Source organism: Arthrobacter sp. FW306-1B-G06A, from assembly GCF_058781765.1.
Window position 1 is genome coordinate 1 of the sequence record NZ_JBYSXB010000039.1, and the last position, 25,092, is coordinate 25,092.

At 62.9% G+C, this 25,092-nt stretch carries 24 protein-coding genes and 1 tRNA gene; 10 read left to right on the forward strand and 15 right to left on the reverse strand.

The genetic code is table 11. The features are described 5' to 3' along the window. Nucleotides 1-1,146 (forward strand): HNH endonuclease signature motif containing protein (locus AC3WJM_RS18090; RefSeq protein ID WP_492272576.1); only part of this gene is annotated, 1,146 nt, incomplete at its 5' end. A 118-nt stretch (nt 1,147-1,264) separates the two neighbouring features. Continuing rightward, nucleotides 1,265-1,933, forward strand: a complete 669-nt coding sequence (locus AC3WJM_RS18095; RefSeq protein ID WP_492272577.1) for a DNA alkylation repair protein — start codon at nt 1,265-1,267, stop codon at nt 1,931-1,933. 97 nt (nt 1,934-2,030) lie between these two features. Here AC3WJM_RS18095 and nrdF read toward each other — a convergent pair whose 3' ends face one another. From nrdF to nrdH, 4 genes are all read right to left on the reverse strand, one after another. After that, the gene (gene nrdF, locus AC3WJM_RS18100) at nt 2,031-3,005 is read right to left on the reverse strand and encodes a class 1b ribonucleoside-diphosphate reductase subunit beta (protein ID WP_059389329.1); all 975 of its coding nucleotides are present in this window, start codon (nt 3,003-3,005) and stop codon (nt 2,031-2,033) included. A gap of 118 nt (nt 3,006-3,123) precedes the next feature. Beyond that, nucleotides 3,124-5,271, reverse strand: coding sequence for a class 1b ribonucleoside-diphosphate reductase subunit alpha (gene nrdE, locus AC3WJM_RS18105; protein ID WP_492272591.1), 2,148 nt, complete (start codon nt 5,269-5,271; stop codon nt 3,124-3,126). A gap of 11 nt (nt 5,272-5,282) precedes the next feature. Beyond that, entirely contained in the window at nt 5,283-5,753 is a 471-nt protein-coding gene (nrdI, locus tag AC3WJM_RS18110) for a class Ib ribonucleoside-diphosphate reductase assembly flavoprotein NrdI (protein ID WP_059389331.1), read from the reverse strand. A gap of 56 nt (nt 5,754-5,809) precedes the next feature. Further along, entirely contained in the window at nt 5,810-6,052 is a 243-nt protein-coding gene (gene nrdH, locus AC3WJM_RS18115) for a glutaredoxin-like protein NrdH (RefSeq protein WP_028267421.1), read from the reverse strand. A 486-nt stretch (nt 6,053-6,538) separates the two neighbouring features. On the opposite strand from nrdH, the gene AC3WJM_RS18120 reads away from it, so the two are divergent. Both AC3WJM_RS18120 and AC3WJM_RS18125 read left to right on the forward strand, forming a co-directional pair. Next, complete coding sequence (locus AC3WJM_RS18120) at nt 6,539-7,516, forward strand: LysR family transcriptional regulator (RefSeq protein WP_492260306.1); 978 nt, start codon at nt 6,539-6,541, stop codon at nt 7,514-7,516. Nucleotides 7,517-7,567: 51 nt separating this feature from the next. Further along, complete coding sequence (locus AC3WJM_RS18125) at nt 7,568-8,074, forward strand: DUF2004 domain-containing protein (protein ID WP_059389332.1); 507 nt, start codon at nt 7,568-7,570, stop codon at nt 8,072-8,074. 89 nt (nt 8,075-8,163) lie between these two features. Here AC3WJM_RS18125 and metE read toward each other — a convergent pair whose 3' ends face one another. Together metE and AC3WJM_RS18135 are read right to left on the reverse strand one after the other, a co-directional pair. Beyond that, complete coding sequence (gene metE, locus AC3WJM_RS18130; protein ID WP_492272578.1) at nt 8,164-10,497, reverse strand: 5-methyltetrahydropteroyltriglutamate--homocysteine S-methyltransferase; 2,334 nt, start codon at nt 10,495-10,497, stop codon at nt 8,164-8,166. A 65-nt stretch (nt 10,498-10,562) separates the two neighbouring features. Beyond that, the gene (locus AC3WJM_RS18135; RefSeq protein WP_307052968.1) at nt 10,563-11,531 is read right to left on the reverse strand and encodes a methylenetetrahydrofolate reductase; all 969 of its coding nucleotides are present in this window, start codon (nt 11,529-11,531) and stop codon (nt 10,563-10,565) included. A 451-nt stretch (nt 11,532-11,982) separates the two neighbouring features. On the opposite strand from AC3WJM_RS18135, the gene AC3WJM_RS18140 reads away from it, so the two are divergent. Then, nucleotides 11,983-12,186: a hypothetical protein gene (locus AC3WJM_RS18140; protein WP_113990700.1), complete on the forward strand. Its 204-nt coding sequence runs from the start codon at nt 11,983-11,985 to the stop codon at nt 12,184-12,186. A gap of 18 nt (nt 12,187-12,204) precedes the next feature. Here the strand turns inward: AC3WJM_RS18140 and AC3WJM_RS18145 are convergent, their stop codons facing one another. The 4 genes from AC3WJM_RS18145 to AC3WJM_RS18160 form a co-directional block, all read right to left on the reverse strand. Then, a complete protein-coding gene (locus AC3WJM_RS18145) occupies nt 12,205-13,059 on the reverse strand; it encodes a carbohydrate ABC transporter permease (protein WP_306960214.1) in 855 nt (284 codons plus the stop codon). Between the two features lie 20 nt (nt 13,060-13,079). Beyond that, nucleotides 13,080-13,883, reverse strand: a complete 804-nt coding sequence (locus AC3WJM_RS18150) for a carbohydrate ABC transporter permease (RefSeq protein WP_492272592.1) — start codon at nt 13,881-13,883, stop codon at nt 13,080-13,082. A 126-nt stretch (nt 13,884-14,009) separates the two neighbouring features. Beyond that, entirely contained in the window at nt 14,010-15,365 is a 1,356-nt protein-coding gene (locus tag AC3WJM_RS18155) for an extracellular solute-binding protein (protein ID WP_492260307.1), read from the reverse strand. A gap of 104 nt (nt 15,366-15,469) precedes the next feature. Next, nucleotides 15,470-16,723, reverse strand: a complete 1,254-nt coding sequence (locus AC3WJM_RS18160; protein WP_284988286.1) for an ROK family transcriptional regulator — start codon at nt 16,721-16,723, stop codon at nt 15,470-15,472. Between the two features lie 129 nt (nt 16,724-16,852). Between AC3WJM_RS18160 and AC3WJM_RS18165 the strand changes: the two genes are divergently transcribed. Then, nucleotides 16,853-17,743: an aminoglycoside phosphotransferase family protein gene (locus tag AC3WJM_RS18165; RefSeq protein WP_332602082.1), complete on the forward strand. Its 891-nt coding sequence runs from the start codon at nt 16,853-16,855 to the stop codon at nt 17,741-17,743. Nucleotides 17,744-17,746: 3 nt separating this feature from the next. Here the strand turns inward: AC3WJM_RS18165 and AC3WJM_RS18170 are convergent, their stop codons facing one another. Continuing rightward, the gene (locus AC3WJM_RS18170) at nt 17,747-18,886 is read right to left on the reverse strand and encodes a class I SAM-dependent methyltransferase (protein ID WP_492272593.1); all 1,140 of its coding nucleotides are present in this window, start codon (nt 18,884-18,886) and stop codon (nt 17,747-17,749) included. Between the two features lie 209 nt (nt 18,887-19,095). Between AC3WJM_RS18170 and AC3WJM_RS18175 the strand changes: the two genes are divergently transcribed. Beyond that, nucleotides 19,096-19,473, forward strand: coding sequence for a cupin domain-containing protein (locus AC3WJM_RS18175; protein WP_059389338.1), 378 nt, complete (start codon nt 19,096-19,098; stop codon nt 19,471-19,473). Between the two features lie 75 nt (nt 19,474-19,548). Here the strand turns inward: AC3WJM_RS18175 and AC3WJM_RS18180 are convergent. Then, nucleotides 19,549-19,624, reverse strand: a tRNA-Ala gene (locus AC3WJM_RS18180). Nucleotides 19,625-19,875: 251 nt separating this feature from the next. Then, nucleotides 19,876-20,826 (reverse strand): NAD-dependent epimerase/dehydratase family protein, encoded by a 951-nt coding sequence (locus AC3WJM_RS18185; protein WP_284988289.1) that lies wholly within the window; start codon nt 20,824-20,826, stop codon nt 19,876-19,878. Here AC3WJM_RS18185 and AC3WJM_RS18190 point away from each other — a divergent pair. Next, nucleotides 20,817-21,515: a ScbR family autoregulator-binding transcription factor gene (locus AC3WJM_RS18190; RefSeq protein WP_284988290.1), complete on the forward strand. Its 699-nt coding sequence runs from the start codon at nt 20,817-20,819 to the stop codon at nt 21,513-21,515. The genes AC3WJM_RS18185 and AC3WJM_RS18190 overlap by 10 nt on opposite strands. Before the next feature lies 1 nt (nt 21,516). On the opposite strand, the gene AC3WJM_RS18195 is transcribed toward AC3WJM_RS18190, so the two are convergent. After that, a complete protein-coding gene (locus tag AC3WJM_RS18195) occupies nt 21,517-22,686 on the reverse strand; it encodes a ScbA/BarX family gamma-butyrolactone biosynthesis protein (protein WP_492272594.1) in 1,170 nt (389 codons plus the stop codon). Between AC3WJM_RS18195 and AC3WJM_RS18200 the strand changes: the two genes are divergently transcribed. Together AC3WJM_RS18200 and AC3WJM_RS18205 are read left to right on the forward strand one after the other, a co-directional pair. Then, on the forward strand, nt 22,568-23,185 hold the full coding sequence (locus AC3WJM_RS18200) for a TetR family transcriptional regulator (RefSeq protein ID WP_059389342.1): 618 nt from the start codon (nt 22,568-22,570) through the stop codon (nt 23,183-23,185). The two genes, AC3WJM_RS18195 and AC3WJM_RS18200, sit on opposite strands and share 119 nt — an antisense overlap. 91 nt (nt 23,186-23,276) lie before the next feature. Beyond that, nucleotides 23,277-24,056, forward strand: a complete 780-nt coding sequence (locus AC3WJM_RS18205; RefSeq protein WP_284988292.1) for an SDR family NAD(P)-dependent oxidoreductase — start codon at nt 23,277-23,279, stop codon at nt 24,054-24,056. Nucleotides 24,057-24,161: 105 nt separating this feature from the next. On the opposite strand, the gene AC3WJM_RS18210 is transcribed toward AC3WJM_RS18205, so the two are convergent. Then, on the reverse strand, nt 24,162-24,947 hold the full coding sequence (locus tag AC3WJM_RS18210; RefSeq protein ID WP_492272579.1) for a GntR family transcriptional regulator: 786 nt from the start codon (nt 24,945-24,947) through the stop codon (nt 24,162-24,164). Between the last annotated feature and the right edge of the window lie 145 nt (nt 24,948-25,092).

Here is a 25,092-nt window from a genome sequence, read left to right on the forward strand (position 1 = left end):
GCCCGGGGCTGCCCCGCCGGGGAGCTCGTCCCGTCCCGGTTCCGGGCCAAAGCCCGCACCTGGCGCGAACGCCACCACCCCGTCAGCATCGAAGAACGCCACACCACACGAGCCGCGGAGCGGCGGGTCGAATACCTCCCGGACCGCGACGGCATGGCCTGGCTCTCCGCCCACCTTCCCGCCGACACCGCGGCCGGGATCTGGGAACGGACCACCGCCGCCGCCCGCGCCCTTCAAGGCCCCCACGAGGCCCGGACCCTCGCCCAACTCCGCGCCGACGTCACCGCCACCTGGCTCCTCGCCAACACCGGCTCCGCGACGGTCGACGGCGGACTGCCCGACGGCGGCACGGGCGACGGCGGTTCGCGAGCCAGCGGCACGGGCGCCCGACGAGTTGAACCGGGGCTGGCAGGGCCGGTTCCATCCCCGAGGGCGCAGGTCCTGATCACCGTCCCGGTCCTGTCCCTGCTGGGCGCCACGGACGAACCGGCCACGCTCGACGGGTACGGGCCGATCCCGCCCTCCATGGCCCGGGCACTGGTCGCCGACGGCGCCGACTCCTTCCACCGGGTCTTGACCGACCCCCGCGACGGCGCCCCGCTGGAAATCGGACGCACCAGCTACCGCCTCACCACAGCCCAGCGCAAATGGCTCCGGCTCCGCGACGGCAAGTGCCCCTTCCCAGGCTGCAACAACCACTCCCTGGACAACGAAGCAGACCACCTCCTGGCCTGGGCCGAGGGAGGCACCACCGGCATCTCCAACCTCGGCCAGCCCTGCCCCAAACACCACCGCCTCAAACACACCACCGCATGGACCCCCACCCCGGCCAGCAAAGACAATCCCCCCGGGTGGACCTCACCCTCACACCGGCACTACCCCAGCGAACACCAGGACTGGGAACCACCCCACTGGCCACACCACCTCCCGACCGGCCAGGAACCGGACACCCTCCCTGACCTGGACCCGCCCGCATTTCAGGAACCGGAACTGCCCGCGGATCCGTTCCCGGACTGGAACTCCTTCACGGCCGCGCACCCATGGCCCGACGCCGATTCCGACGATCCAGGCGATCCGGGCTGGCTAAGCGAGCCCACCTTCCTCGACGACCCCTTCCCGGAATACGCCGCGCACCAAAGCGCCTGACCACCTGGTAGTCCAGAGAGGGGACACCGGCCGGCAGCCTCTGCACGCTCTCGTGACGGCGCGGCGAGGCTGCGCGTCCTAGTAGGCTCAAGCCACAAATGATGAACAGGAGGCTGAGGTGGCCGAGACGTCCGTGCACGAGATAGTTGCCGAGCTGGCCGCGCTCGAGGACCCGAAAGCACGCGCGGTGAACGAGAAACACGGTGACGATCACGGTGTGAACCTCGGCAAACTGCGCGCGCTCGCGAAGCGGTTGAAGACGCAGCAGGAACTCGCGCACCAGCTCTGGGCGACCGAAGACACGGCGGCCAGACTGCTCGCGATCCTGGTCTGCCGCCCGAAGGCGTTCGAGCGCGATGAGCTGGACGTCATGTTGCGTGCTGCACGTGTACCCAAAGTGCACGACTGGCTCGTCAACTACGTGGTGAAGAAGAACCCGCATTGCGAGGAGCTCCGCCTTGCCTGGTTCGCTGATCCGGATCCCGTAGTTGCGAGCGCCGGCTGGGCGCTGACTACTGAACGCGCTTCAAAGAATCCCGAGGGCCTGGACCTTGCAGGATTGCTCGATGTGATCGAGGCCGAAATGAAAGACGCCCCGGATCGCCTGCAATGGGCCATGAACCACTGCCTGGCCCAGATCGGAATCGAACACGCCGGGCACCGCGCCCGCGCTATCGACATCGGTGAGCGCCTGGAGGTGCTCAAGGATTACCCGACTCCCCCGAACTGCACCTCTCCGTTCGCGCCCATCTGGATCACTGAAATGGTGCGCCGACTAGATAAGTAGGTATTGGGGAAGGAAATAACGAAGCTGCCCCCGCACGGATTTCCGTGCGGGGGCAGCTTCGTTGACGGCTAAGACGACCGACGCCGAGGAAATGGAACTAGAACTCCCAGTCCTCATCCTCAGTGTTAACAGCCTTACCAATGACGTAAGACGACCCCGACCCCGAGAAGAAGTCGTGGTTCTCGTCAGCGTTAGGTGACAGGGCCGACAGGATGGCCGGGTTTACGTCGGTGACGGACGCCGGGAACATCGCCTCGTAGCCGAGGTTCATGAGGGCCTTGTTGGCGTTGTAGTGCAGGAACTTCTTGACGTCCTCGGCTAGGCCGACGCCGTCGTAGAGGTCGTGCGTGTACTGGACTTCGTTTTCGTACAGCTCGAAGAGCAGTTCGAAGGTGTAGTCCTTGATTTCCTGGCGCTTCTCCTCGGAGACCTTTTCGAGGCCCTTCTGGAACTTGTAGCCGATGTAGTAGCCGTGCACGGCTTCGTCGCGGATGATCAAGCGGATGAGGTCTGCCGTGTTCGTGAGCTTGGCACGGGAGGACCAGTACATCGGAAGGTAGAACCCGGAGTAGAACAGGAACGATTCCAGCAGCGTCGAAGCGACCTTGCGCTTCAGGGGATCGTCGCCCTGGTAGTAGTCCATGACGATCTGCGCCTTCTTCTGCAGGTTCTCGTTCTCGAGGGACCAGCGGAAAGCGTCGTCGATCTCCTTGGTGGAGCATAGGGTCGAGAAAATCGACGAATACGACTTCGCGTGCACCGACTCCATGAAGGCAATGTTGGTGTACACGGCCTCTTCGTGCGGGGTGATCGCGTCCGGGATCAAGGAAACCGCGCCAACCGTGCCCTGGATGGTGTCCAGCAGGGTCAGGCCCGTGAAGACGCGCATGGTGAGCTGCTGCTCGTCCGGCGTCAGGGTGTGCCAGGACTGGACGTCGTTGGACAGCGGCACCTTCTCCGGCAGCCAGAAGTTGTTGACCAGGCGGTTCCAGACCTCCACGTCCTTGTCATCCTGGATGCGGTTCCAGTTGATCGCTTCGACGTGGCTAAGCAGCTTGACCTTCTCGGTCATTTCGTCCCCTTAACGTTTGTGTTCTTTAAGGTAAGCGTACGACGCCGGGCGCTCGCCCGGCGTCGTACTCTTCAGTTTTGAGGCGCGGCGGCTGCCGCAAATAAGCAACCGTTATCGGTTACAGCATGCAGGAAACGCAGCCCTCAACTTCGGTCCCTTCCAGCGCTAGCTGGCGGAGGCGGATGTAGTAGAGCGTCTTGATGCCCTTGCGCCATGCGTAGATCTGCGCCTTGTTGATGTCACGCGTGGTGGCGGTGTCCTTGAAGAACAGGGTCAGGGACAGGCCCTGGTCCACGTGCTGCGTGGCCGCGGCGTAGGTGTCGATGATCTTCTCGTAACCGATCTCGTACGCGTCCTGGTAGTACTCCAGGTTGTCGTTCGTCAGGTAAGGGGCCGGGTAGTAGACGCGGCCGATCTTGCCTTCCTTGCGGATCTCGATCTTCGACGCGACCGGGTGGATCGACGACGTCGAGTTGTTGATGTAGCTGATGGAACCTGTGGGCGGGACGGCCTGCAGGTTCTGGTTGTAGATGCCGTGCTCCATGACGGAAGCCTTCAGCTCGCGCCAGTCGTCCTGCGTGGGAATGTGGATGCCTGCGAAGAGCTCGCGGACGCGCCCGGTCTCCGGGGCCCATTCCTGATCGGTGTACTTGTCGAAGAACGTGCCACTGGCGTAGGTGGAGTTCTCGAAGCCGCCGAAGGGCTGGCCGGTCTCGATGGCCAGCTTGTTCGAGGCACGGAGAGCGTGGAACAGCACCGTGTAGAAATAGATGTTGGTGAAGTCCAGGCCCTCTTCGGAACCGTAGTGGACGTGCTCACGGGCAAGGTAGCCGTGCAGGTTCATCTGGCCGAGGCCGATGGCGTGGCTCTGGGCGTTGCCCTGCGCGATGGACGGCACCGAGTTGATGTAGGACATGTCCGACACCGCACTGAGGGCCCGGATGGACGTCTCGATCGAGAGGCCAAAGTCCGGGGAATCCATGGTCTTGGCGATGTTCATCGAACCAAGGTTGCAGGAGATGTCCTTGCCGACCGTCTCGTAGCTGAGGTCCTCTGCGTAGATGGACGGCGTGGACACCTGCAGGATCTCCGAGCACAGGTTGCTCATGGTGATCTTGCCCGCGATCGGGTTGGCCCGGTTCACGGTGTCCTCGAACATGATGTACGGGTAGCCGGACTCGAACTGGATCTCCGCGAGGGTCTGGAAGAACTCGCGGGCGCTGATCTTGGTCTTCTTGATCCGGGAGTCGTCCACCATCTCGTAGTACTTCTCGGTGACCGAGATGTCGGAGAACGGGACGCCGTAGACGCGTTCGACGTCGTACGGGGAGAAGAGGTACATGTCCTCGTTCTTCTTGGCCAGCTCGAACGTGATGTCCGGGACGACGACGCCGAGGGACAGCGTCTTGATGCGGATCTTCTCGTCGGCGTTTTCACGCTTGGTGTCCAGGAATCGGTAGATGTCCGGGTGGTGGGCGTGCAGGTACACGGCACCCGCACCCTGGCGGGCACCGAGCTGGTTGGCGTAGGAGAAGCTGTCTTCGAGGAGCTTCATGACCGGGATGACGCCGGAGGACTGGTTTTCGATCTGCTTGATGGGGGCGCCGTGCTCGCGGATGTTGGTCAGCGAGAGGGCCACGCCACCGCCGCGCTTGGACAACTGCAGCGCCGAGTTGATGCCGCGGGCGATCGACTCCATGTTGTCTTCGATGCGCAACAGGAAGCAGGAGACCAGCTCGCCGCGCTGGGCCTTGCCGGCGTTGAGGAACGTGGGCGTGGCGGGTTGGAAGCGGCCGTCGATGATTTCGTCGACGAGGCGGCTGGCCAACTCCTCGTTGCCGCGGGCAAGGTGCAGGGCAACCATGCAGACACGGTCTTCGTAGCGCTCCAGGAAACGCTTGCCGTCGAAGGTCTTGAGCGTGTAGGAAGTGTAGAACTTGAAGGCGCCGAGGAAGGTCTCGAAGCGGAACTTCTTCTTGTAGGCGCGGTTGAACAGGTCACGGATGAAGTTCATCGTGTACTGATCGAGGGTCTCGCGCTCGTAGTACTGGTTCTTGACCAGGTAGTCCAGCTTCTCTTCCAGGTCGTGGAAGAAAACGGTGTTGTTGTTCACGTGCTGCAGGAAGTACTGGTGCGCGGCCTCGCGGTCGGCTTCGAACTGGATCTCCCCGTTCGGACCATAGAGGTTCAACATGGCATTGAGCTCATGGTAGCCAAGGCCCTTGTAGGCCTCCGGCAATGGCTTCTTGACCTTGGCGGTGTCCATAGCGCCCTTGGTTACTTCTGTATCTGCGACAGTCGTGTCCAAAACTTTTCCAATCCTTGATTGACCCGGTCAACATCTTCCGGAGTCCCCATGAGTTCGAATCGATAAAGAAGCGGAACCCGGCATTTGGTGGCGATGATGTCTCCCGCCATGCAGTAGTTTTCCGCGAAGTTGGTGTTTCCTGCTCCGATGACGCCGCGGATCAGTTCCCTGTTCTGCGGGTTGTTCAGAAACCTGATGACTTGCTTGGGCACCGATCCTTCGCCATTCGTGCCGCCATACGTGGGCAGCACCAGGACGAAAGGTTCCAGTGCGAGCAGCGGTGCGTCCTTGGCATGGAGCGGGATGCGTTCCGCGTCGACGCCGAGCTTCTGGACGAAGCGCTTGGTGTTCTCAGATGTGGAGGAAAAGTAGATGAGGTGACTCCGCGTGCTGACGGCTTCAGCGTTCAGTTGAGCAGTTGCTGTTGCCAGCGCTGCCATGGGAGTCACCTCGACTACATTGGAATACTTTGTTGTTGTGGCGGAGTCCTGAAAAACTACGCTACCGAAGCGGCAGCCAGCGCCAGCTCTTCGATCTTGTCCGGACGGAAACCTGACCAGTGGTCCTGCTCGGTCACCACGACGGGGGCCTGCATGTATCCAAGGGCCTTCAGGCGCTCAAGGGCCTCGGCATCCTGTGAGATGTCAACGCTCTGGTAGGCGATGCCCTTTTTGTCGAGTGCACGGTAGGTTGCGTTGCACTGAACACAGGCCGGCTTCGTGTAAACCGTAACAGTCATGGTCCCTGTCCCCTTTGTTGAAGTCTTTGCTCTTCGCTTGGCAGGCCCCGACCGGAACTGATTCCGACTCCGATGCTGGCCCGCTGACCGCCTAGGCGGCCGAACTCTTCTATTCACGTCTTGCATTCATGTCTTGCATGTCTTGTGCTGGTTTCCCGCTCAATCCGTAAATCGATACTACATGTAGTGCAAGCGCCTCAGCGGAACCCCAAGATGATGTATTACAAGTATGTCATTTTACGCACCGGTAGTCCACAGGCAAGGGAGGTAAAAATGTCCGGGAATCCGCCAAATCCGGAGACGTAATCCACACCCTGTGGACTACTTAGCCACATTTAATCCTCAGCGTGTCGCTTGGATCCCGGCGTGTCGCGGCATCCTGCAAACACGGTTTCGTGGCTCCCCCGGGCAGCAGCGGAGACCGAATTCACACCGCTATGCTGGCTGGGCACGGATTTCGGCCGGCATCGAGCCTAAGGATCACTGATGGTCAACCTTCTCCACCTGCGGACACTGCTTGAAGTCACGCGGCTCGGTTCCTTCGCGGCAGCCGCCGCACGGCTCGGCTACACAGCCTCAGCCGTATCCCAACAGATGGCATCCCTGGAACGGGACACCGGCGTCGAGCTCTTCCACCGTTCCCCACGCAGCGTGGTTCCCACCGAAGCCGCCCTGACCATGGTGCGGCATGCCTCCAAAGTGCTCACCGACGTCGAGACCCTGCTGGCCGCCGCATCGAGGAGCGCGGACTCCCCCGTCCAGGAACTGCGGCTCGGCATCTTCCCCAGCCTGGCAACCTACGTCCTGCCGGACATTCTCCGGAACCCGCGCTGGAAAAAGCTTGGCATAGAACTCCGTGTATGGGTGGCCGAACCTTCCCAAACCATCCAAGGGCTGCGCACCGGCGGCGAACTGGACCTGGCGCTGGTGTACCAAGTGGGCCAGTCCGGACTCGCGTGGCCCCACACCCTGGACCGGCAATGGATCGGCGACGACGACTTCCGGGTGGTGCTCCCCGCGTCCTGGGGCATCCGGGAGGACGCCGAAATGCAGGCCTCGCAACTCTCGGACATGCCCTGGATCATGCACCACCCGGGCACGAGCGATGCGGTGGTGATTGAACGCTTGTTCGCCAGTTGCAATCTGCACCCGCGCGTCGCGGCCTATAGCGACGACTTCCACGCCAGCCTCGAGATGGCGGCAGCGGGGCTCGGCGCCGCACTGGTGCCGGAACTCGCGCTGCGGCACCGGCCGCCCGGCGTCGTGGTCCTCGACGTTCCGGACATCCGGCTAGCCCGCAACGTGTTCGCCCTGCTCATCAACGAGAAGCGCACAGCGCAGGTGCAGCTCTTCACGGAATTGCTGGCCGATACCCTTCGCGGGAGCACCGCAACCGTCCGCGCCGGCAGTGCCGCTACGATGCCCAAATCGACTCAAAAGTCAACGCCCAAACCACGCACCTGAAATCTTCCAGGATGCTGGAACACGCCGCTTGTTTGGGACTATCTTGAAGACATGAGCAAGGTAGCGAGCAAACATTTTGGGGAGATCGAGCTCAACCACGGGCGGGAGCACTGTTACGTGGCTTCGCACGAGCTCGCCGGAAATCCCCTGGAACTGGACCTGAACGTCGCGGCGCACGACCATTTCGACGAGAAGGCACTCCATAAGGTGGACTACCGCCTGGGCTACCTCCCCGAGCTGGTGGACCAGGTCCGGGACATGATCGCCGAGGAGCTGGACCAGGACGGCACCAACTCCCAGCAATTCCTCCACTTCCACTCCAACCAGCTCAAGGACGAGCAACTGGAGGCAGTGTTCGGCGTCCGCGACAAGACGCAGCTCACCAAGGACGTCTTCCTCAAGGCCCTCAAACTAGGCCATGTAGCGATCTACCCCGGCCAGCCGGAGCGCTATTTCGTCCTCGACTTCACCTTGGGCTCGCACTTCACCGACGAACTCCTGGTAGTCGCGGCGGACGAGGACGGCGTGGTGGACGACGAGATCCTCTGGGAGTCGTGACGCAGGACCAAGGTCCTGAGGCAGAGTTAACGACGTCGGGCGGTCACCTTTCGAGGTGACCGGCCGCCGCCGTTCGTACTACGTGATGTCTACTTGGCTGCTTCGAGCAGGCTGGCGCGGACCGTCTTGGTGGCCTTGACCAGGTTGCGCAGGGACTCTTCGGTCTCGGCGTAGCCACGGGTCTTCAGGCCGCAGTCCGGGTTGACCCAGAGCTGGCGGGACGGAACGTGCTTGACGGCGGTGGACAGCAGCTCGGTGACTTCGGCCTCGCCCGGAACACGCGGCGAGTGGATGTCGTAGACGCCCGGACCAACGCCGCGGCCGAAGTGGTGCGCCTCGAGGTCGTGGACAACCTCCATGCGTGAACGTGCTGCTTCGATGGACGTAACGTCGGCGTCGAGGCCGTCGATCGCGTCAATGATCACGCCGAACTCCGAGTAGCAGAGGTGGGTGTGGATCTGGGTGGCGTCGGCGGCACCAGCGGTGGCCAGGCGGAAGGAGTCAACCGACCACTTCAGGTAGGCTGCGTGGTCGGCCTTGCGCAGCGGCAGGAGTTCGCGCAGGGCGGGCTCGTCCACCTGGATGACCTTGATGCCGGCAGCCTCGAGATCGGCGATTTCGTCGCGCAGCGCCAGGCCCACCTGGTTGGCGGTCTCGCCCAGCGGCTGGTCGTCGCGGACGAAGGACCAGGCCAGGATGGTGACCGGACCGGTGAGCATGCCCTTCATCGGCTTGTTGGTGAGGGACTGCGCGTATTCGGCCCAAGCAACCGTGATGGGAGCCGAACGGGTGACATCGCCCCAAAGGATGGACGGACGGGTGCAACGCGAGCCGTAGGACTGGACCCAGCCGTGGACCGTGACGTCGAATCCTTCGAGGTTCTCGGCGAAGTACTGGACCATGTCGTTGCGCTCGGGCTCGCCGTGCACCAGGACGTCGTAGCCGAGCTCTTCCTGCAGCTCGACAACGCGCTTGATCTCATCCTTCATGAGCTGTTCGTACTGCTCGTTGGTGAGGTCGCCCTTGTTGTTGCGGGCACGGGCGGAGCGGATTTCCGAGGTCTGGGGGAAGGAACCGATGGTGGTGGTGGGCAGCGGCGGCAGGTGAAGCGCTGCTTCCTGTGCGGCTTCGCGGACCGAGTACTCGGAGCGGTTGAAGTCGGCCTCGGTGAGGGCAGCGGTGCGGGCACGGACGTCGGCGCGCTGGACGCCTTCGGCGGTGGCGCGGGAGGCGATCACTGCGGACGCTTCGTCGATGGCGGCCTTCGCGGAAGCCGGGTTGGCCAAGTAGTCGGCGAGGGTCTTGACCTCGACGGCCTTCTGGTCAGCGAATGCGAGCCAGCTGCGGAGCTGCGCGGAGAGCTGGGTTTCCTCGGCAGTATCGTGCGGAACGTGCTGGGTGGAGGTGGAGGTGCTGACGGCGAGCTTGCCGGCCGCGGCCTTCAATTCGTCGAGCTTTGCGGCCGAGACCGCGAGGTCGTTGCGCCAGATGTTGTGGCCGTCGACGACGCCGGCAACCAGGGTCTTGTTGCCGAGGCCCGCCAGGGCTGCCGCGGACGGTACCGCGCCCTTGAAGACGTCGATGTGCAGGGCGTCGATGTTGGTGGCGGCAAGGGTACCGAGCTGGCCGTCGAGGGAGCCGTACGGGGTGGACACGAAGAGCTGGGGGCGCGCTGCGGCACCGGAGAGAACTTCGTAGGCACGGGCAACGGCAGCCTGGATTTCTTCGGCCGGGGTGTCCTGGTCTACGACGAGGGCGGGCTCGTCCAACTGGATCCAGCTGGCGCCGGCGGCGGCAAGCTTGCCGAGCAGCTCAACGTAGACCGGGAGGATGTCCTCGAGTCGGGACAGCGGGGCGAAGCCCGCAGGAGCGTCGTCCGAAGCCTTGGAAAGCAGAAGGTAGGTCACCGGGCCCACGATGTACGGGCGGGTCTCGATGCCGTTGGCCAGGGCGAACTCGAATTCCTCGACGATGCGGTTGGAGGCGAGCTTGAAGTCGGTCTCCGGGCCGATTTCCGGCACGAGGTAGTGGTAGTTGGTGTCGAACCACTTGGTCATTTCCAGCGGCTGCTGTTCCTTGTTGCCGCGGGCCAAGGTGAAGTAGCCATCGATGTCGAGCTGGCCCTCGGCGTTGAGCAACTGGCCGAAACGGGCCGGGACGGCGCCCAAGTGAGCCGTCGCGTCGAGCACCTGGTCGTAGAAGGAAAAGGTGCCGGGAACGGCGGCGGCTTCATTGAGGCCCAGTTCCCGGAGTCGCTTCGCCGTGGTCAGCTGGATGTCCTTGGCAGCGGCGTCAAGAGCAGCGGCGTCGATCTTGCCGGCCCAGTACGCTTCAACAGCCTTCTTGAGTTCACGACGGCGGCCGATGCGCGGGTAGCCGAGCAGGGATGCGGCGGGGAATTGGGTGATGTTCTGTTCAGTCATGGGATTTCCTTGGGGCAGTAGGTGCAAATCGATGTGTCTAGGGTGTGCGGAGCAGCGTTGGCTGATCAGCTGACGAGTTCTTGGCGGCGGGCGATGGCACTGAGCCTGCTGGCGGGCCTGGCCGGCCGGGGCAAGGCAAGCTTGTCCAGCACGTCCAGGGCGCAGGCGTGCTCGTTGAACGTGTACAGGTGGATGCCCGGAGCACCGGCCTGGAGGGCGGCGTTGGCCAGGTCCACGGTGGCACGGACTCCGATCCTGCGCCGTTCGGCGTCGCTGTCCGCCGCGGCAAGGCTCTCGATGAGCTCCGGTGCCGGCTCGACGCCGGTGAGCTCGCCGAGGCGCTTGAGCCGGCGAAGGCTGGTCAGCGGCATGACGCCCGGGATGATCGGGATCGTGACGCCCGCACGCCGGGCCCGGGAGATCAGGTCCGCATATTGTTCGGTGTGGAAGAAGACCTGCGTGATGGCGAAGTCTGCGCCCGAACGCTGCTTCGCAAGCAGCACCTCGACGTCGTGCTCCACGCTCGGCGACTCAGGGTGGCGGGTGGGATAGGCGGCCACGCCAACGGCGATCTTGCCCGCGCACAGCAGGGCCGAACGTCGCTGTTCCACGCGGCGGATCAGTTCGATCAGGTCCTGGGCGTAGCGCAGCGAACCGTTGACCGGCTGTCCGCTGTCCTTGGGGAGGTCGCCACGCAGCGCAAGGATGCCGCGCACGCCATTGTCCAGGAGCTCGCCGATGATCTCGGCCAATTCCTCCGGGGTGTTTCCAACGCAGGTCAGGTGGGCCAATGGCCGCAGGGTCGTTTCGAGCAGCAGCCGGTTGATGAGCTCGACGGCGGTGTCCCGGTTGGAGCCGCTGGCGCCGTAGGTGACCGAGACAAAATCGGGGTCAGTGGCCTCGAGCTCCCCGATGGTCGTCCAGAGGGACTCCGCGGCGGCGGGAGAGCGGGGAGGGAAAAGTTCGTAGGACAGGGCAACGGGAGCCGTGCCGGTCAAGTTTGGATGGGTGTCGATGAGGCTTGGTGGTGACATTTGCGTCCTTGGCTGTGTGTCAGCGGGCCTGCGTTCACGGACTTGAAAGCCAGGTCCATGGACTGCAGAATCGGTGAATTGAGTTCGGGGATACACGCAACGAACTCCAGCAGGGCGCAGCCGCGACTGTTACGCCTGGAATGAAGTTGTCCGTGTGCAAATGTCAGGCCCACATGGGGGCACCCACACCCTCCTGCCTGCCTTCAAGAGGCAGATCCGGCGGAGGATCGCTGACACGTTACCGCGGTAACTTGAATACGACTCTAGATCGGGGTTCCGGGCGCCACAAATCCCCCGCCGAATTAAGACGCATTTTTACGCTAGGTTTCGCCTGATTTCTGAAGATTGTTCGCTTTGGCTACTGGCAGGGTTTAAAGCCGAAAACAGTACGCCACAGAGAAGCCCGTTGCGAGCCCTCCCCATGACGGTCCTGCAGGACTATTCTTTTGCCATGATCCAGCTTCCAGCCAGTTATCAGGAATACCTCGACGGCAAGGACGAGCGGTTCATCCAAACCGTCCGCCCCATCTTGATGCAATCGGCCGCGGACAAGCTTCACGGGGTGCGGGTGCTTTACAACCGCGGCCTCACCGGCCACCAAGCACACCTGGATGATTCCATCCCCTACGGCACCATCGTGGAGGACATCGACTGAGTCCTGGCTGTCGGCCGCTCAGCCCTTCATCGCGCCGGACAGCGCAAACGCGCTTCCCGAACCCTTGGCGACCACCGTGTAGAGGATAAGCACCGGGACCGAATACAAGATGGAGAACGCGGCGAGTTCCCCGTAGGCAATGGCTCCGTGCTGGCCAAAGAAGCTGAAGACAGACACCGCGGCCGGCTGCTTTGAGGTAGACAACAACAGGATGAACGGGACGAAGAAGTTCCCCCAGGCCTGGATGAAGACGAAGATGAACACCACTCCCAGCCCCTGCCTCATCAGGGGCACCACGATTCTCCGCAGCGTGGCGAGTCCCGAGGCGCCGTCCATCCAGGCGGCTTCCTCCAGCTCCAACGGCACGGAGTCCATGAAGTTCTTGGTCATCCAAATGGCCATCGGCAAAGTGGTGGTTGCCATGAAGAAAATGGTTGCCGGCATCGAGTCCAGCAATTGCAACTGTACGAACAGGCCGTAGACGGGCACCATGATCGCCGTGACCGGGAGCGAAGTGCCAAACAGGATCGCGTAGAGGAACGGCTTGTTGAAGCGCGATTGGTAGCGGGACAGCGGATAGGCCGCGAGCACGGCAACCGCCAGGTTCACGACGGCGGTTCCGGCAGAGAGCAGGAAGCTGTTCACGAGCGGGTGGAAGAGCAGCCCGGGCGTCATCACGGCGGCAAAATTGGCGGGCGACGCCGATTGCGGCCACCGCGTCTCGTATCCGGCGTGCGGATCAACGGAGGCGAGAAGCAACCACGCAAGGGGCAGCACAAAGCACAGCCCAATCACGGCCAAAGCCGCATTGGCAGCGAAGCGCACGCGGAGCCGCCGCCCTGGTACCGCCGTCGGGCGCTTCCCGGCGAGCAGGGGCGCACGCCGCAGGGAGGTCACGGCTTCGCCCCGCGGATCAGCCTGACGTACACAGCCCCGAAGACCATGCCGATCAGGATCAATACCGAAGCGATCGCGGTGCCGTAGCCGATGTCTCCGAGCTTGAAGGCTTCCTGGTACGCCAGCACGGGCAAGGTGGTGCTCGCGTTGGAGGGACCACCGGCCGTCATCACCCAGATGAGGGTGAATACCGCGAGAGTCTGGAGGGTGATCAGCATGAGGTTCGTGGCGATGCTTCCCCGGATGATCGGCAGGGTGATGAAAGCCAGGCGTTGCCAACCCCTGGCGCCGTCCATGAGGGCGGCTTCGGAAATATCGCGCGGGACCTGGGAAAGCGCGGCCCTGTAGACCAGCATCGAGAACGCGGTGCCGCGCCACACATTGGCCAGGATGATGGCGGCCATCGGAAAAGCGTAGAGCCAGTTGGTGCCTTGGACACCGAACAATGCCAAGAGCTGGTTGAGTGTGCCGTCTTGGCTGAAGTACGCGTAGGCCGCGAAGGCCGCCACGATCTCCGGCAGGATCCACGCCGCGACCACCACGGTGCCCACCAGCGACGCCGTCGCTCCCCCGGATCTCGTCATCAACAGGGCGATGACCAGGCCCAGGGCGTTCTGTCCGAGGATCGCGGAAACGGCCACGAAAATTACCGTCAGCCAAGCCGAGAGCGGAAAGACCGAATCCGTCAGCATCCGCGCGTAGTTGTCCAGGCCGACCCATTGGGGGTTCAAGGCCGCCTTGCCGGACAATGCGGCGTTGGTGAAGGAGGCGTAGAAGGACCACGCCACAGGTGCCACCATGAAGAGGGCCAACAGCAGTATTGACGGCAAAACCGGCAACAAGCGGAGCCTGCGACGCAGAGCCTTTCGGACGGGCGATCTGCGTCGCAGGGAACCGCGGTTGAGGGAATCAGGGACTGCCATGCGTCATTTCTGCATGACCTTGGCGTCGCCGACGAGTTTCTTGACCGAAGCGTCGTATTCGGCTGCGGCTTCCGCGGGGTTTTGTTTGCCGGTGATGACAGCCTCGGTGGCTTGTTGGACCGCGAGGGAGATCTTCGGATAGTCGGCGGTTGCCGGGCGATAGTGGGTGACGCCCACCAAATCGGAAACATCCTTCACGAACGGGTTGGCCGCTTGGTATCCGGGATCGGAAGCGACATCGGTGCGGACGGCGATCTGCGAGTTGTTCACGTCAAACGCCAAGGCATTCTTCTTGTTCACGGCAGTCGTCAGGAACTTGAAGGCCAGGTCCGGGGTCTTGGTCTTCGCGCCGACGGCGAGCGTCCATCCACCGGACATGCTCACGCCACCGGGATCCTGTCCACGCTGTGTCGGGAACATGGCCACTCCCATGTCCTGCGCATAGCCGGCCCATTCGTAGGAGCCGCCCTTCTGCCAGAAAGACGGCGCGTAGGAGCCTTCCACGGTGGCACCCATTTTGCCTTGCGGCAGCCACTGTCCAAAGACTTTCTTCCAGACGTTCGAATCGAGGGCATCCGCAGGGGTCACGGAAAGCTTCTCGTCGTAGAGGGTCTTCAGGAACTGGAGCGAGTCGGTGAACCCCTTGGAACCCACAACCCACTTTTTGTCGCTTTCCGAATACAGGGAGCTTCCCGTTCCATAGAGCAATTCGTAGAAGCTCTGCATGACGGTTCCCTCACCGGTGCCTTTTCCGGCGTACATGCTGAAGGGAATCACGCCCGGATCCGCGGCCTTCATCTTGCGGGCCGCAACCAGAATGTCTTCCCAGGTCTTCGGCTGCCAGGGCACCGAGATGCCGGCCTTCTGGAGGACTGTCTTGTTATACCAGATGGCCCTCGTGTCAGTGCCGAGCGGGACGGCGTAGATGCTGCCGTCGTCACCGCGTCCCGCGGCCTTGGCACCCTCGTTGAACTTGGACCACTCGTCCCACGCGGCCAGCTGCGAGTCGAGTTTCAGCAAGTATCCGGCGTCGACGTCCGAGCGGACCTTGAAGGTGTCCTCGTAGAAGACGTCCGGAGCCGTGTCCGGGGAACGCTGGGCCAGCGCGAGCTTGGTGCCGTAATCGTCGTCGTTGGCTTGGATGGGCTCCAAGTCCACGGTGACGCCGGCGTTTGCCGCCTCGAATTCCTGTTTGGCGTCCTGGAAGACTTTGTCCAGGGCGGTGAAGGAGTCCGTCTTTTGATAGACGATCTTGATGGTTTGTTTGTTAACAGCTTGCGGTTGGGCAGAGCAGGCGGCCGAGGCCAAAAGGCCTACGACGCCGAGCAGTGCTGCTCCGATCCGGACTGGGCGACGCATGACGCTCCGATCTTCAAGCGGCTGCAGCCCCCACACTTCAGCTGGCCCAGCCTGTTACCGATATTGATAAATGCGGCCCTGCGACGCAGGACGTGGTGAAGGCTTCAGCCTTCCAAGAGGAGCCGCTGGGCGCGCGGCGCAAGCGTATGTTCCAGCACCAGGCAGGCCGCGCCGATGGCGCCGACATCTTCGCCCACTCCGGTCCCGACAACCTCGATGCCGTGGATGCTGTTGGCGGCGCTGTTGGCCGCGAGCAAGGGCGGAATGCGATCCAGGTAACGTTCGGACATCCGGCCCCAGAACGGGCCACCAAACACGACGCGTTCGACGTCGAGGGTGTTGGTCACCACCGCGACCGCCCGGGCAACCAGCACCGCCGACTTGTCTATGATCGCGATGGCCCGTTCGTCACCTGCGTCCGCCGCATCGCAAAGCCGGGCAAAGCCTTCCTGGACCTCCGGGCCTTCGGTGCCTTTGCGGCCACCGTTCAGGACACCTTGCTCTTCGGCTTCGGCCACGAGCACCTGCGGGATGCAGGAGGACTTGACGCAACCGCGCAGGCCGCAATCGCATGCTGGCCCGTCCGGATCGACAATGATGTGTCCGATCTCACCGGCGTTGCCGGACGTTCCACGGACAACTTCGTCATTCAAGACGATGCCGCAACCAATACCGGTACCCATATACATGAAGATGAAACTTCCGGTGCCGCTGGCCCCGCCCGCCCAGGTTTCGGCGACGGCCGCGCTGGTTACGTCCTTGTCCACAAGGGTCTCGAGCCCGGTGGCTTCGGCAAGGGCGTCCCTCAAGTGCACCCGGTCCCAACCCGTCATGAGGGGCGGATCCACGACCGTACCCTCGTCAAGGTCTATGGGGCCCGGCGCCGCGACGCCAAGTCCCGCGATCTTTCCCGTATCAACACCGGAATCTTCGATCAGCGCCTTGATTTCCTCCGCTATGGCGGCGATGACGCGCTGCGGATTGCTTCCGGCCGGCGTGGGAATCCTGGAGTGCTTCACAACGTCTCCGACCAGGTCCAGGACCACGGTGGTGATGACCGCAGGATCGAGATGGACGCCAAGCGCGTACATTCCGGAAGGGTTCAGGCGCAGGATCGTGCGGGGCTTGCCCGGGCCGCTGCCTTCCTTGCCCGCTTCGACAATGAGATGTTGATCCAGGAGGCGGCGGGAGATGTTCGAAATGGTCTGCGGTGAAAGGCCGACAATCTGGGCGAGTTCCACCCGGCTCAGTCCGCCGGACGAACGCCTGATGGCGTCGAGAATGACGGTCAGGTTGAAGTCCCCCATGCGGGGCAGATTGGTTCCGCGCCTCGGAGTCGGCTGGCGGATCTCAGTCACGGATTCCCCTAAAATCATTCGAATAATGCTGTTGCATTTGCATCGTACGGCACCTGTGCTTGTCCCGGTATGCCCACACGCTGCCCAGGCGTAATGGACCCGGATATTGCTGATCGGAGGCCCCCGAATATGGCACTCATGCCGCAGGCCGAGCTGGACATCACCGCAGGGTTGGTGAGGAGTTTGCTCGAAGATCAGCTGCCAGGGCTCGCCGACCTTCCCTTGGAGTTGGTGGCCAACGGCTGGGACAACGTCATGTACCGGCTCGGCAAGGAGTGGGCCGTCCGCTTGCCCCGCCGGGAGGCGGCAGCGCAGCTGATACTGCATGAGCAGCACTATCTCCCCGGGTATGCCAAGCGTTCGCCAGTGCCCCTCCCCAGCCCCATCCATTCGGGGCGGCCATCCGCGGATTATCCATGGCCGTGGAGCGTGACTCCTTGGTTGGAGGGACTCTCCGCGGCGCGGGCGTCCCAGGAGTTACGGAACGCGGCAGCCGAGGACCTTGCCGCGTTCCTCGTCGCCATCCACGTTCCGGCCCCACCGGGCGCGCCCGTCAATCCCGTCCGGGGGGTGCCTTTGGCAGCGAGGTCCGGCGTGGTCATGGAGCGGCTCGACGATTCCAGCCGCTATCCGCAGGCGGCACGGTTGCGGACGCTCTTTTCCGAGGCCTGCGGGGCGCCGCCGTGGGATGGCCCCGGGCTGTGGCTGCATGGAGATCTCCACCCGGCCAACGTCCTCCTGCGGCCCGACGGCCGCCTCGCCGCCGTCGTCGACTTCGGCGACCTCGGGGCCGGGGATCCCGCCGTCGACCTCGCCGTGGCATGGTTGATGTTCGACGGCGGTGCGCGGCGCCGTTTCATGGCGGCCTTCGGAGGCGCGGTGGACGCCGCTACGTGGGCCCGGTCCCGCGGCTGGGCTGTGGTCCTTGCGACGGCGATGGTCAGTTTCTCGGATGACAATCCGCGGATGGCGGGAATCGGGCACTTCGGGGTGGAGCAGTTGCTGTCGGAAGCGCTCTGATGGTTAACGTTTGATACTGCGCGTCACGGTGAATTTCGGGTTGCGGCCGATTTCGCTGGTGGGACCGATCAGCCTTTCGAGCGCCGCGCGGTACTGCAAATGGCTGTTGTAGACAGTCCAGAGTTCGCCGTCGGAAGACAGGACCCTCGCCGCGGCATCGAACATCTTCGTGGCCGCCCCGGCATGGACGCTTGCGCCGAGGTGGAACGGCGGGTTCAGCAGGATGAGGTCGGCGCTGCCCGGTTCGAAAGTGGACATGGCGTCGTCCTGGACTACCGTGATGAGATCTGCCAGTCCGTTGGCTGCCGCGGTTGCCCTCGCGGAAGCGACGGCTGCCGCCGATTGGTCCGTCGCCGTAACCCGGGCGTCGGGATGCTTCCGGGAGTAGATCGCGGCCAGGATCCCGGTACCGCAGCCGAGGTCTACCGCGTGCCGCGCTCCGGGGATCCTGTCCAGGAAGCCCAAGAGGAAACGCGTGCCGATATCCAGCTTCGTGCCCGAAAACGCACCCCCGTGGGCACAGACCGTCATCCCCAGCTCCGTGTTCTGTTCCGAGACCGGGAAGCGCTCCGGAGTGTCCGGCCGCTTGGGACCGGCGGCAAGCAGGACACGTGACTTCCGCTGCGCAAGCTGCGGCTGCACCGATTCGAAGCTGCGTTCAAGGACGGCGTTCATCCCCAGGGACATGTGCTTGACGCGACCTCCGGCGAGCAGGACGGCACCCGGCGCCGCAAAGCGCGCTACGGCGTCGACGATTTCTTCCAGTTCCGCGAGGGCTTTGGGGAGCTGCATGATCACCAGTTCGGCGCCATCGAGCAGGCCGGCGCCCAGCTCGAACTGATCAAAGCGGCCGGACAGCCCGGACGCCTCGGCGTTCCGCTGCAGCGCGAGCCTGCCGGCGTAGAGGTCCTGGGTCACCCGGACGTGCCCGACGCCGAGCGCCGCCAAGGCGCCGAGGGTCAGGGCTCCGTAGCGGTCGCCGATCACCGCAACGCGGGTTTCCGGATTACTGAGGTAGCCCGCCGCGGTCTCAAGGAGGAGCCGGTCGGTGGCGTCATGCGCGTGCAGGTTCTCCGCCTCGACGTCGGGAAAGCGGCGCAGGGTGCCGAAGAGCGTCTCAAGGTGTGCATCCAGCTCGGTCAAGGTCACGGTGCACCAATCTATCCCCCTCAGGAACCCTCGACAACACGGGGGTGGCGGAGGATGGTAGAGATTGCAAGTAATCGACCGTCTGACCGCTGCTGAAGGCACGGCACGCGCCGCAAGCAGCCCGGACATCAGGGTCCGCTGCGAAGGGCGAGCCACGTTGCGGACCTGGAAGACCAGGCTCCCACTCCCCTTGTGAGCAGACCATGACTGTCAACCTCGTCACTCAGCTTGAAGTAAAGTCGCACAATTCCCCCGATGAAGTTCGCCGCCCGGAGAAAACCGTGGTGGAAAACGTCACTGTTGGTGACTACACGATCGGCCGCCTCAGCTTCGAACCGGGCTGGAGTTGGGCGGACTGCATCAAACCGGTGGTCCAAACGGATTCCTGCCAGCTCAACCACGTGGGTTACTGCATTGCCGGCGCACTGGAAGTCGAGACCAGCGACGGCAAGAAGATCAGCATCTCCAAAGGAGATTCGTACACCATTCCGCCCGGACACAACGCCTGGGTGGTAGGCGACGAGACCTACTCGGCGATCGAGTTTGTCAGCGCGGCAGAATATGGAGTCAAGCGCGAGTAGCACGGGGCCGTGCCTGACGCTTGCCACGGAGAGACGAAAAAGGGAACCACCCGCTCGGGTGATTCCCTTTTCTTGTGGTGGAGCTGAGGGGACTCGAACCCCTGACCCCCTGCATGCCATGCAGGTGCGCTACCAGCTGCGCCACAGCCCCGAACTTTGCTCACCGGGACTTCCATCCCCGCCGGAGCAACTCGTCAATACTAAACCACAAGGATGTGAGATAGGAAATCGAACGCCATCGGCACCCGGACCGAGGATGTGCGGTAGGACAGATGAGGTGCGGTCGATTGCTCGGCCGCACCTCCCCCCATTACTGCCCTTCAACTAGTTGCCGCAAACACAACGAGCCGCTGGACTGAAGTCTAGAGACTGGCCGGCCATTAAACAAACCGATCAACCGGTTTATGACCGGTTGGGCTCCCGGGAAACGTGGTAGGCGGAAGAAAATTCACCAAGGGCACTGCTGAACGTTTCCGGTTCGAGCCCGGAGATCCGCCAAAGGCCTCCGGAGGAATACCAGTGATCCTTCGTCACCAAGTCAACCTGATGGCTACTGAATCCTGCCGCGCGCAAGGCCGGGCCTGCCTGTTCGTCATCTCCCAGGAACTTGGGGCACTCCACACCGAATACCCGGGCAACGCTCTCCAGGAGGGATGACACCGGAACAGGTTCCGGATATGCGGCATGGAAAGCGCGCCCGGGTTGCCGGGGTGCCAACGCAAGCCCGGAAAGCAGCCTGCCAAGGGCCTCGACGCCGATGATCGAAAGCAGCGCCGAACCATCGCCCGGCCACCCGCCAGCAACCTTCATCAGCCTGAGCAGGCCCGGAACAAACCAGCGGTCTCCCGCACCGAACACGAGGTTGGGGCGAACAACTTCGCCGCCGTTGCCGAGAACCAGCTGTTCGGCAACGGCACGGGTGGCGCTGGCAACCGAGGCCGGGTGATATCCCACCTCGGATTCAAGAATGCCGCGGTGGGGACCGCTCCCGTAAACACTGCACGTACTGACATAGATCAGCCGGGCTACCCCGGCTTCCCGGCACTGCTCAACGACGTGACCGGTGCCGGCCTCGTTGATCGCATGGGCAAGGCGAGGCTCGGCGCCCACATAGGATGCTGCGTGGATGACCACATCCGTACCGGCCAAGAAGGGAATCAGGCTCCCCGGGACGGAAATGTCAGCGGTCGCAATGGTAGCGTTGTTGTTTCGTAGTCTTGCAACCGGTTTTCGTGAGAGTGCAACAACGTGCGCCCCTCCGGATCCGGCGAGTGAGGCTACAACCCGGCTTCCAATGAAACCGGACGAACCGAGGACCAGTACCCGGGGCACATGGTCAACACATGTTGACATGTCCCCCACCGATCTTCGGGTCCGTCAGTTTCATGTACTCAAGTATCCCGGACGCAGAAACCGGAGAGGTCTCCACGCGGATCATGCAACAACGTGCCAAAGCCACCCGAACGGCAGTCATCGAGGGTGCAGCGTCGATCTTTGAAGAGGTCGGTTACGGGAATGCAAGCCTGAGCGACGTCACTGAGCGCGCCTCGGTCACTAAAGGCGCGCTCTATTTCCATTTCAAGTCGAAGGAAGACCTGGCGCTTGCCGTCATCGCCGAACAGCACAACATCGTGCGTGTCGCCGGGGAGAAGATCGCCGCCGCGGGACTGCCCGCGCTGGAGACCATGATCGCCATGTGCCGGACATTCGGCCAACAGCTACTCGATGAGCCAATCGTCAGGGCCGGAATCCGGCTGACCTTCGAAGCTTCGGCGTTCAATGGAGACGTCAAAGGTCCCTACCAGGACTGGGTAACCACCATGGAGATGCTGACGCGCCAAGCCCAATTGGACGGTGACGTGCGGCCCGAGGTTGAGGCCGCAGACTTCGCACGGTATTTGGTTGCGTCTTTCACGGGCGTCCAGATGGTTTCCAACGTGCTGACAGAACGGCGCGACGTTCTCAAAAGGATTGACGACATGTGGGGTTTCATGATGCCGGCATTAATACCCAGCCACCCGCAAGGCCCAGGGACGCCCTGAATCAATGCGGCGTTTTGACCCGAGCCACCAAGGACATCAGAGTCTCTTCTTCGTGCAACAACCGGACTCTCATCACACCATGGGCGGCATGTGATTCGAGTCGAGTCACAACAACATCCACGGGATAGCTGAACTCAACCAACTTCATGAATTCCGCCTCAAACAGGGCAAAATCGACATCCGGCCGGGAACACGCTGCGCGCGCAGCCTGCCTTGCGGCCTCCACCAAGAGCATTCCCGGGACGTGGTCCAGCGGATGGTCAAAGAAGATGGGGTGGGTTGGGTCAACCCGCAGCGGCCAGACGAAGGGGCGCGAGCTTGGCCCGAGCATCACGTTCCGCTGGGTGGCATGCCCGACGTCGGCACACGCCAGCAAGTCTTCTCCAGCGGCCGGCAATACAGTGGGGACCGCCCCGCGCAATCGCTGGTACGTCGCAGGATTCACAATGCGGGCCGCCGCGGCCCCTTCCCCTATGGGAGTGCCGTCAACAACGAACCGAGCAGTGACAGTCAGGGCGGACAACTGCCCTCCACTGAGCTTCATATCCTTCACGTCAAGTTCGACCGCAACTTGCGCAGGTACCAAGGGATCCAGGAGCGCGGCTTCTACCGAGATGCTCATGTACGGCATGAGGAACTTGTGGGTCAAGGGCACTCCGCACAAATGGGACATGAAGATTACCGCCTGCCTCAATGTCTCAGCCATGAGCGCCGAATCAGGCGAACCGTCCGGCGACCCATAAAAAACGTGCCATCGCGGCCACTGCGCTCCCGCAATGAACCGCCTTGAACTTGTTTGGACAAAGTCAGTCAAGAAGACTTCCGAAACGGAGCGCTTATGAACGAGCTCCCGCTTGACGGAAGCCTCGAAGAGCGCTTCATCGCGCATTGGGTCCCCCCACTCCTCCCAAAATCTGCCAGAGCAGCGATCGCTACTGTTGCGCCCCTTATTAAACGACCAAATCCTATCGGCACGCTGTGCCCATCGGATGATCGAAGCCGGCGAACTACCCAGATTGACATACCTACTGGTCGGTTTGTAACGTGGCAATATGGAGTTCGGCGACACAGGCAGTACGCCCAAGGGCGCGGCCACACGGAATGAGATCCTTCGAGTTGCCGCGGACGTTTTTGCGCGCAAGGGGTTCGAGCAGACCCGGATGGACGACATCATCCGCGAAGTCGGGCTCACGAAGGGAGCCATCTACTTCCACTTCTCTTCGAAAGCAATGTTGGCCCAGGCCGTCGTCGACGAGCAAAAGTCACGTTGGCTGCGTCGCGTGCAAGAAGAAATTCTGAGCAAGAACAACCCGCTGGAGGAGTTGCGCAGCCTCGGGGAGTTCATGGTCAGAACAGTCCTGAGCGACTCTTCCGCGTGGGGCGTGGTGCATTTGGCGAATCAACTGGCATCCACGAAGGAGCACCCCGGTGGCGCCTCTCCCCTGGCCGCATGGGTGGATCTCGTGGCCGGCATCCTTCAAAGGGGCCGCGCAAGCGGCGTCCTGGCGTTTTCAGGCGATCCCGGCGACGCGGCAACGGTTATCGTGGCCGCATTCGACGGGTTGAAGTCGGTCACCGATGCCCTTGACCCCAAAGATCTCGATGCCTTCGAGAGACGCGCGAACCTGCTGTTGCAATTCCTCGAGCAGCAGTTCATTTCCAGCCAGTAATGCAGCGGGCCACGAGCCTGAGGCTTCGACTCGTGGGCAAAAAACAAACCGCACAGTCAGTTTATTAACAGTCGGAACGTAGGAGAAGAAAATGAACATTTCAGCCAAAACAGCCCTCATCACTGGAGCCTCTACGGGCATTGGTTCGGTCTTCGCCCGCAGACTTGCCGCTGAGGGCGCACGCTTGATCCTGGTTGCGCGCAGCCAGGACAAACTTGACGCGCTTGCGGCTGAACTCCGCGGGCACGGCACCGAAGTGACCGTCCTTGCCATGGACTTGAGCCTTCCGGACTCCGCAAAGGAACTCCAGCTCGCCACCGATTCGCTGGGACTCACAGTGGACATCCTGGTCAACAACGCGGGATTCGGAACACACGGACAAGTCGTCCAAGCGGACGCCGACCGCTACGCCGAACAGATCCAGTTGAACTGCTCCACCTTGGTCGGTACCAGCACACGCTACTTGCCTGGTATGGCTGAGCGCGGCTCGGGGGCCATCATCAACATCGCGAGTACGGCCGCATTCCAGCCGATACCCCACATGGCCGTCTACGGCGCGACGAAGGCGTTTGTGCTCTCCTTCACCCAAGCGCTGTGGGCGGAGACTCAAGGAACGGGCGTGAAGGTCCTTGCCGTTTGCCCGGGGGCTACGGACACGCCCTTCTTTGACATCGCCGGCGAGGCAGCAGCCGCCGGATCCTTGCGGACCCCGGAGCAGGTGGTGGACACCGCCATGTCCGCGATCCGCGGGAACAAGCCGAGCGTCGTGGATGGCCGGCTCAACTCCTTTGTTGCCCGGGTGGCAGTCAAGCTGCTCCCGGAGAAGCTGGTAATCGCAGCCGCGGGACGAGCCGTCCGCCCAGCCAACTAGTCCCCACGGCCACCCTCGCCCCGCAAGTCCCCAACTGACTAGCAGCAGGTGTCGTTATAGGCCCTCAAAACGACATCTACTGCGAGTCAGTTGGGTGCCCGCCCGTTAGGTTCCCTGGATGATTCCGATCTGGACCACTCCGGTGTTGACCAGTGTCTTGGCCAGGTAGACGACCTGGCCGGAGTGCTCCACGGTCTGGGTCAGGATCAGCACCGGGTCCTGGGCATCCAGCTCAAGCAGCTCGCCGCGCGCGACGCCCGGGGTGCCTGCTGCGATGTCGGTCTCGCCGGGACCAAAGGCCGGGCCAACAGCCGAGATCAAGTTAGCCAGCAGCGTGGCCTCGCGCCCGACGTCGTCCACAATGGCGCGTGCCGCTTCAGGGTCACGATCGATGAGACCCCCCTCGCTTGCGACGTGCTCTTGGACCAAGGCGATAGGAGAGCCGTCCCGTGTGAGGACGCTCTCGAAGAACCAGGAGGGCTCCTCTTCGCGGATTCCGAGGGGCTCTGCGGTAAACACCGACGACGACGGGTGCAGTACGTGCTGCGTCCGGCTGACCTGGATAGCGGATCCGGCCTCAGCGAGAATCTCCTCCATGGGCCTGATCCGCTCCAGGCCGACCCGCGGCAGGCGCGTGGCCACAAACCGTCCAATGCCCCGGCGGGACCGCACATAGCCGTCTTCCTCGAGGAGCATGAGCGCCTCACGGACTACTGTCCGGCTGACCTTCATTGCCGAACCCAGGTCCGTTTCCGAAGGCAATAGCGAGGAAACGGGGAAGTGCCCCGCCCTGATGGCGTTCATGATGCGCGAGTACACGGCAACACGGAGCGGGATGTTGGCGGTGGCATCCAACGGCTCCGACAGAACGGCTTCAGCGCTGCGGTCCAAGATGGCTCCCTTCGTCGATGTTCAGAGTTTACGCGATGGGTATTCCGAGCTTGTATAACAAGCGTGTATGATGCACATATAAGCCATCCTGTGCTCTGCGCCACACCTGCATCGAGCCGCCCCCAGAAGCCGTTTTGTTTCAAAC

Coding starts and splice junctions, on each gene's coding strand:
- nrdF (WP_059389329.1), bottom strand. CDS start 3,005: ATGACCGAGAAGGTCAAGCTGCTTAGCCACGTCGAAGCGATCAACTGG.
- nrdE (WP_492272591.1), bottom strand. CDS start 5,271: ATGGACACCGCCAAGGTCAAGAAGCCATTGCCGGAGGCCTACAAGGGC.
- nrdI (WP_059389331.1), bottom strand. CDS start 5,753: ATGGCAGCGCTGGCAACAGCAACTGCTCAACTGAACGCTGAAGCCGTC.
- nrdH (WP_028267421.1), bottom strand. CDS start 6,052: ATGACTGTTACGGTTTACACGAAGCCGGCCTGTGTTCAGTGCAACGCA.
- AC3WJM_RS18120 (WP_492260306.1), top strand. CDS start 6,539: ATGGTCAACCTTCTCCACCTGCGGACACTGCTTGAAGTCACGCGGCTC.
- AC3WJM_RS18125 (WP_059389332.1), top strand. CDS start 7,568: ATGAGCAAGGTAGCGAGCAAACATTTTGGGGAGATCGAGCTCAACCAC.
- metE (WP_492272578.1), bottom strand. CDS start 10,497: ATGACTGAACAGAACATCACCCAATTCCCCGCCGCATCCCTGCTCGGC.
- AC3WJM_RS18135 (WP_307052968.1), bottom strand. CDS start 11,531: ATGTCACCACCAAGCCTCATCGACACCCATCCAAACTTGACCGGCACG.
- AC3WJM_RS18140 (WP_113990700.1), top strand. CDS start 11,983: ATGATCCAGCTTCCAGCCAGTTATCAGGAATACCTCGACGGCAAGGAC.
- AC3WJM_RS18150 (WP_492272592.1), bottom strand. CDS start 13,883: ATGGTGGCACCTGTGGCGTGGTCCTTCTACGCCTCCTTCACCAACGCC.
- AC3WJM_RS18155 (WP_492260307.1), bottom strand. CDS start 15,365: ATGCGTCGCCCAGTCCGGATCGGAGCAGCACTGCTCGGCGTCGTAGGC.
- AC3WJM_RS18165 (WP_332602082.1), top strand. CDS start 16,853: ATGGCACTCATGCCGCAGGCCGAGCTGGACATCACCGCAGGGTTGGTG.
- AC3WJM_RS18175 (WP_059389338.1), top strand. CDS start 19,096: ATGACTGTCAACCTCGTCACTCAGCTTGAAGTAAAGTCGCACAATTCC.
- AC3WJM_RS18190 (WP_284988290.1), top strand. CDS start 20,817: ATGTTGACATGTCCCCCACCGATCTTCGGGTCCGTCAGTTTCATGTAC.
- AC3WJM_RS18185 (WP_284988289.1), bottom strand. CDS start 20,826: ATGTCAACATGTGTTGACCATGTGCCCCGGGTACTGGTCCTCGGTTCG.
- AC3WJM_RS18200 (WP_059389342.1), top strand. CDS start 22,568: ATGGAGTTCGGCGACACAGGCAGTACGCCCAAGGGCGCGGCCACACGG.
- AC3WJM_RS18195 (WP_492272594.1), bottom strand. CDS start 22,686: ATGTCGTCCATCCGGGTCTGCTCGAACCCCTTGCGCGCAAAAACGTCC.
- AC3WJM_RS18205 (WP_284988292.1), top strand. CDS start 23,277: ATGAACATTTCAGCCAAAACAGCCCTCATCACTGGAGCCTCTACGGGC.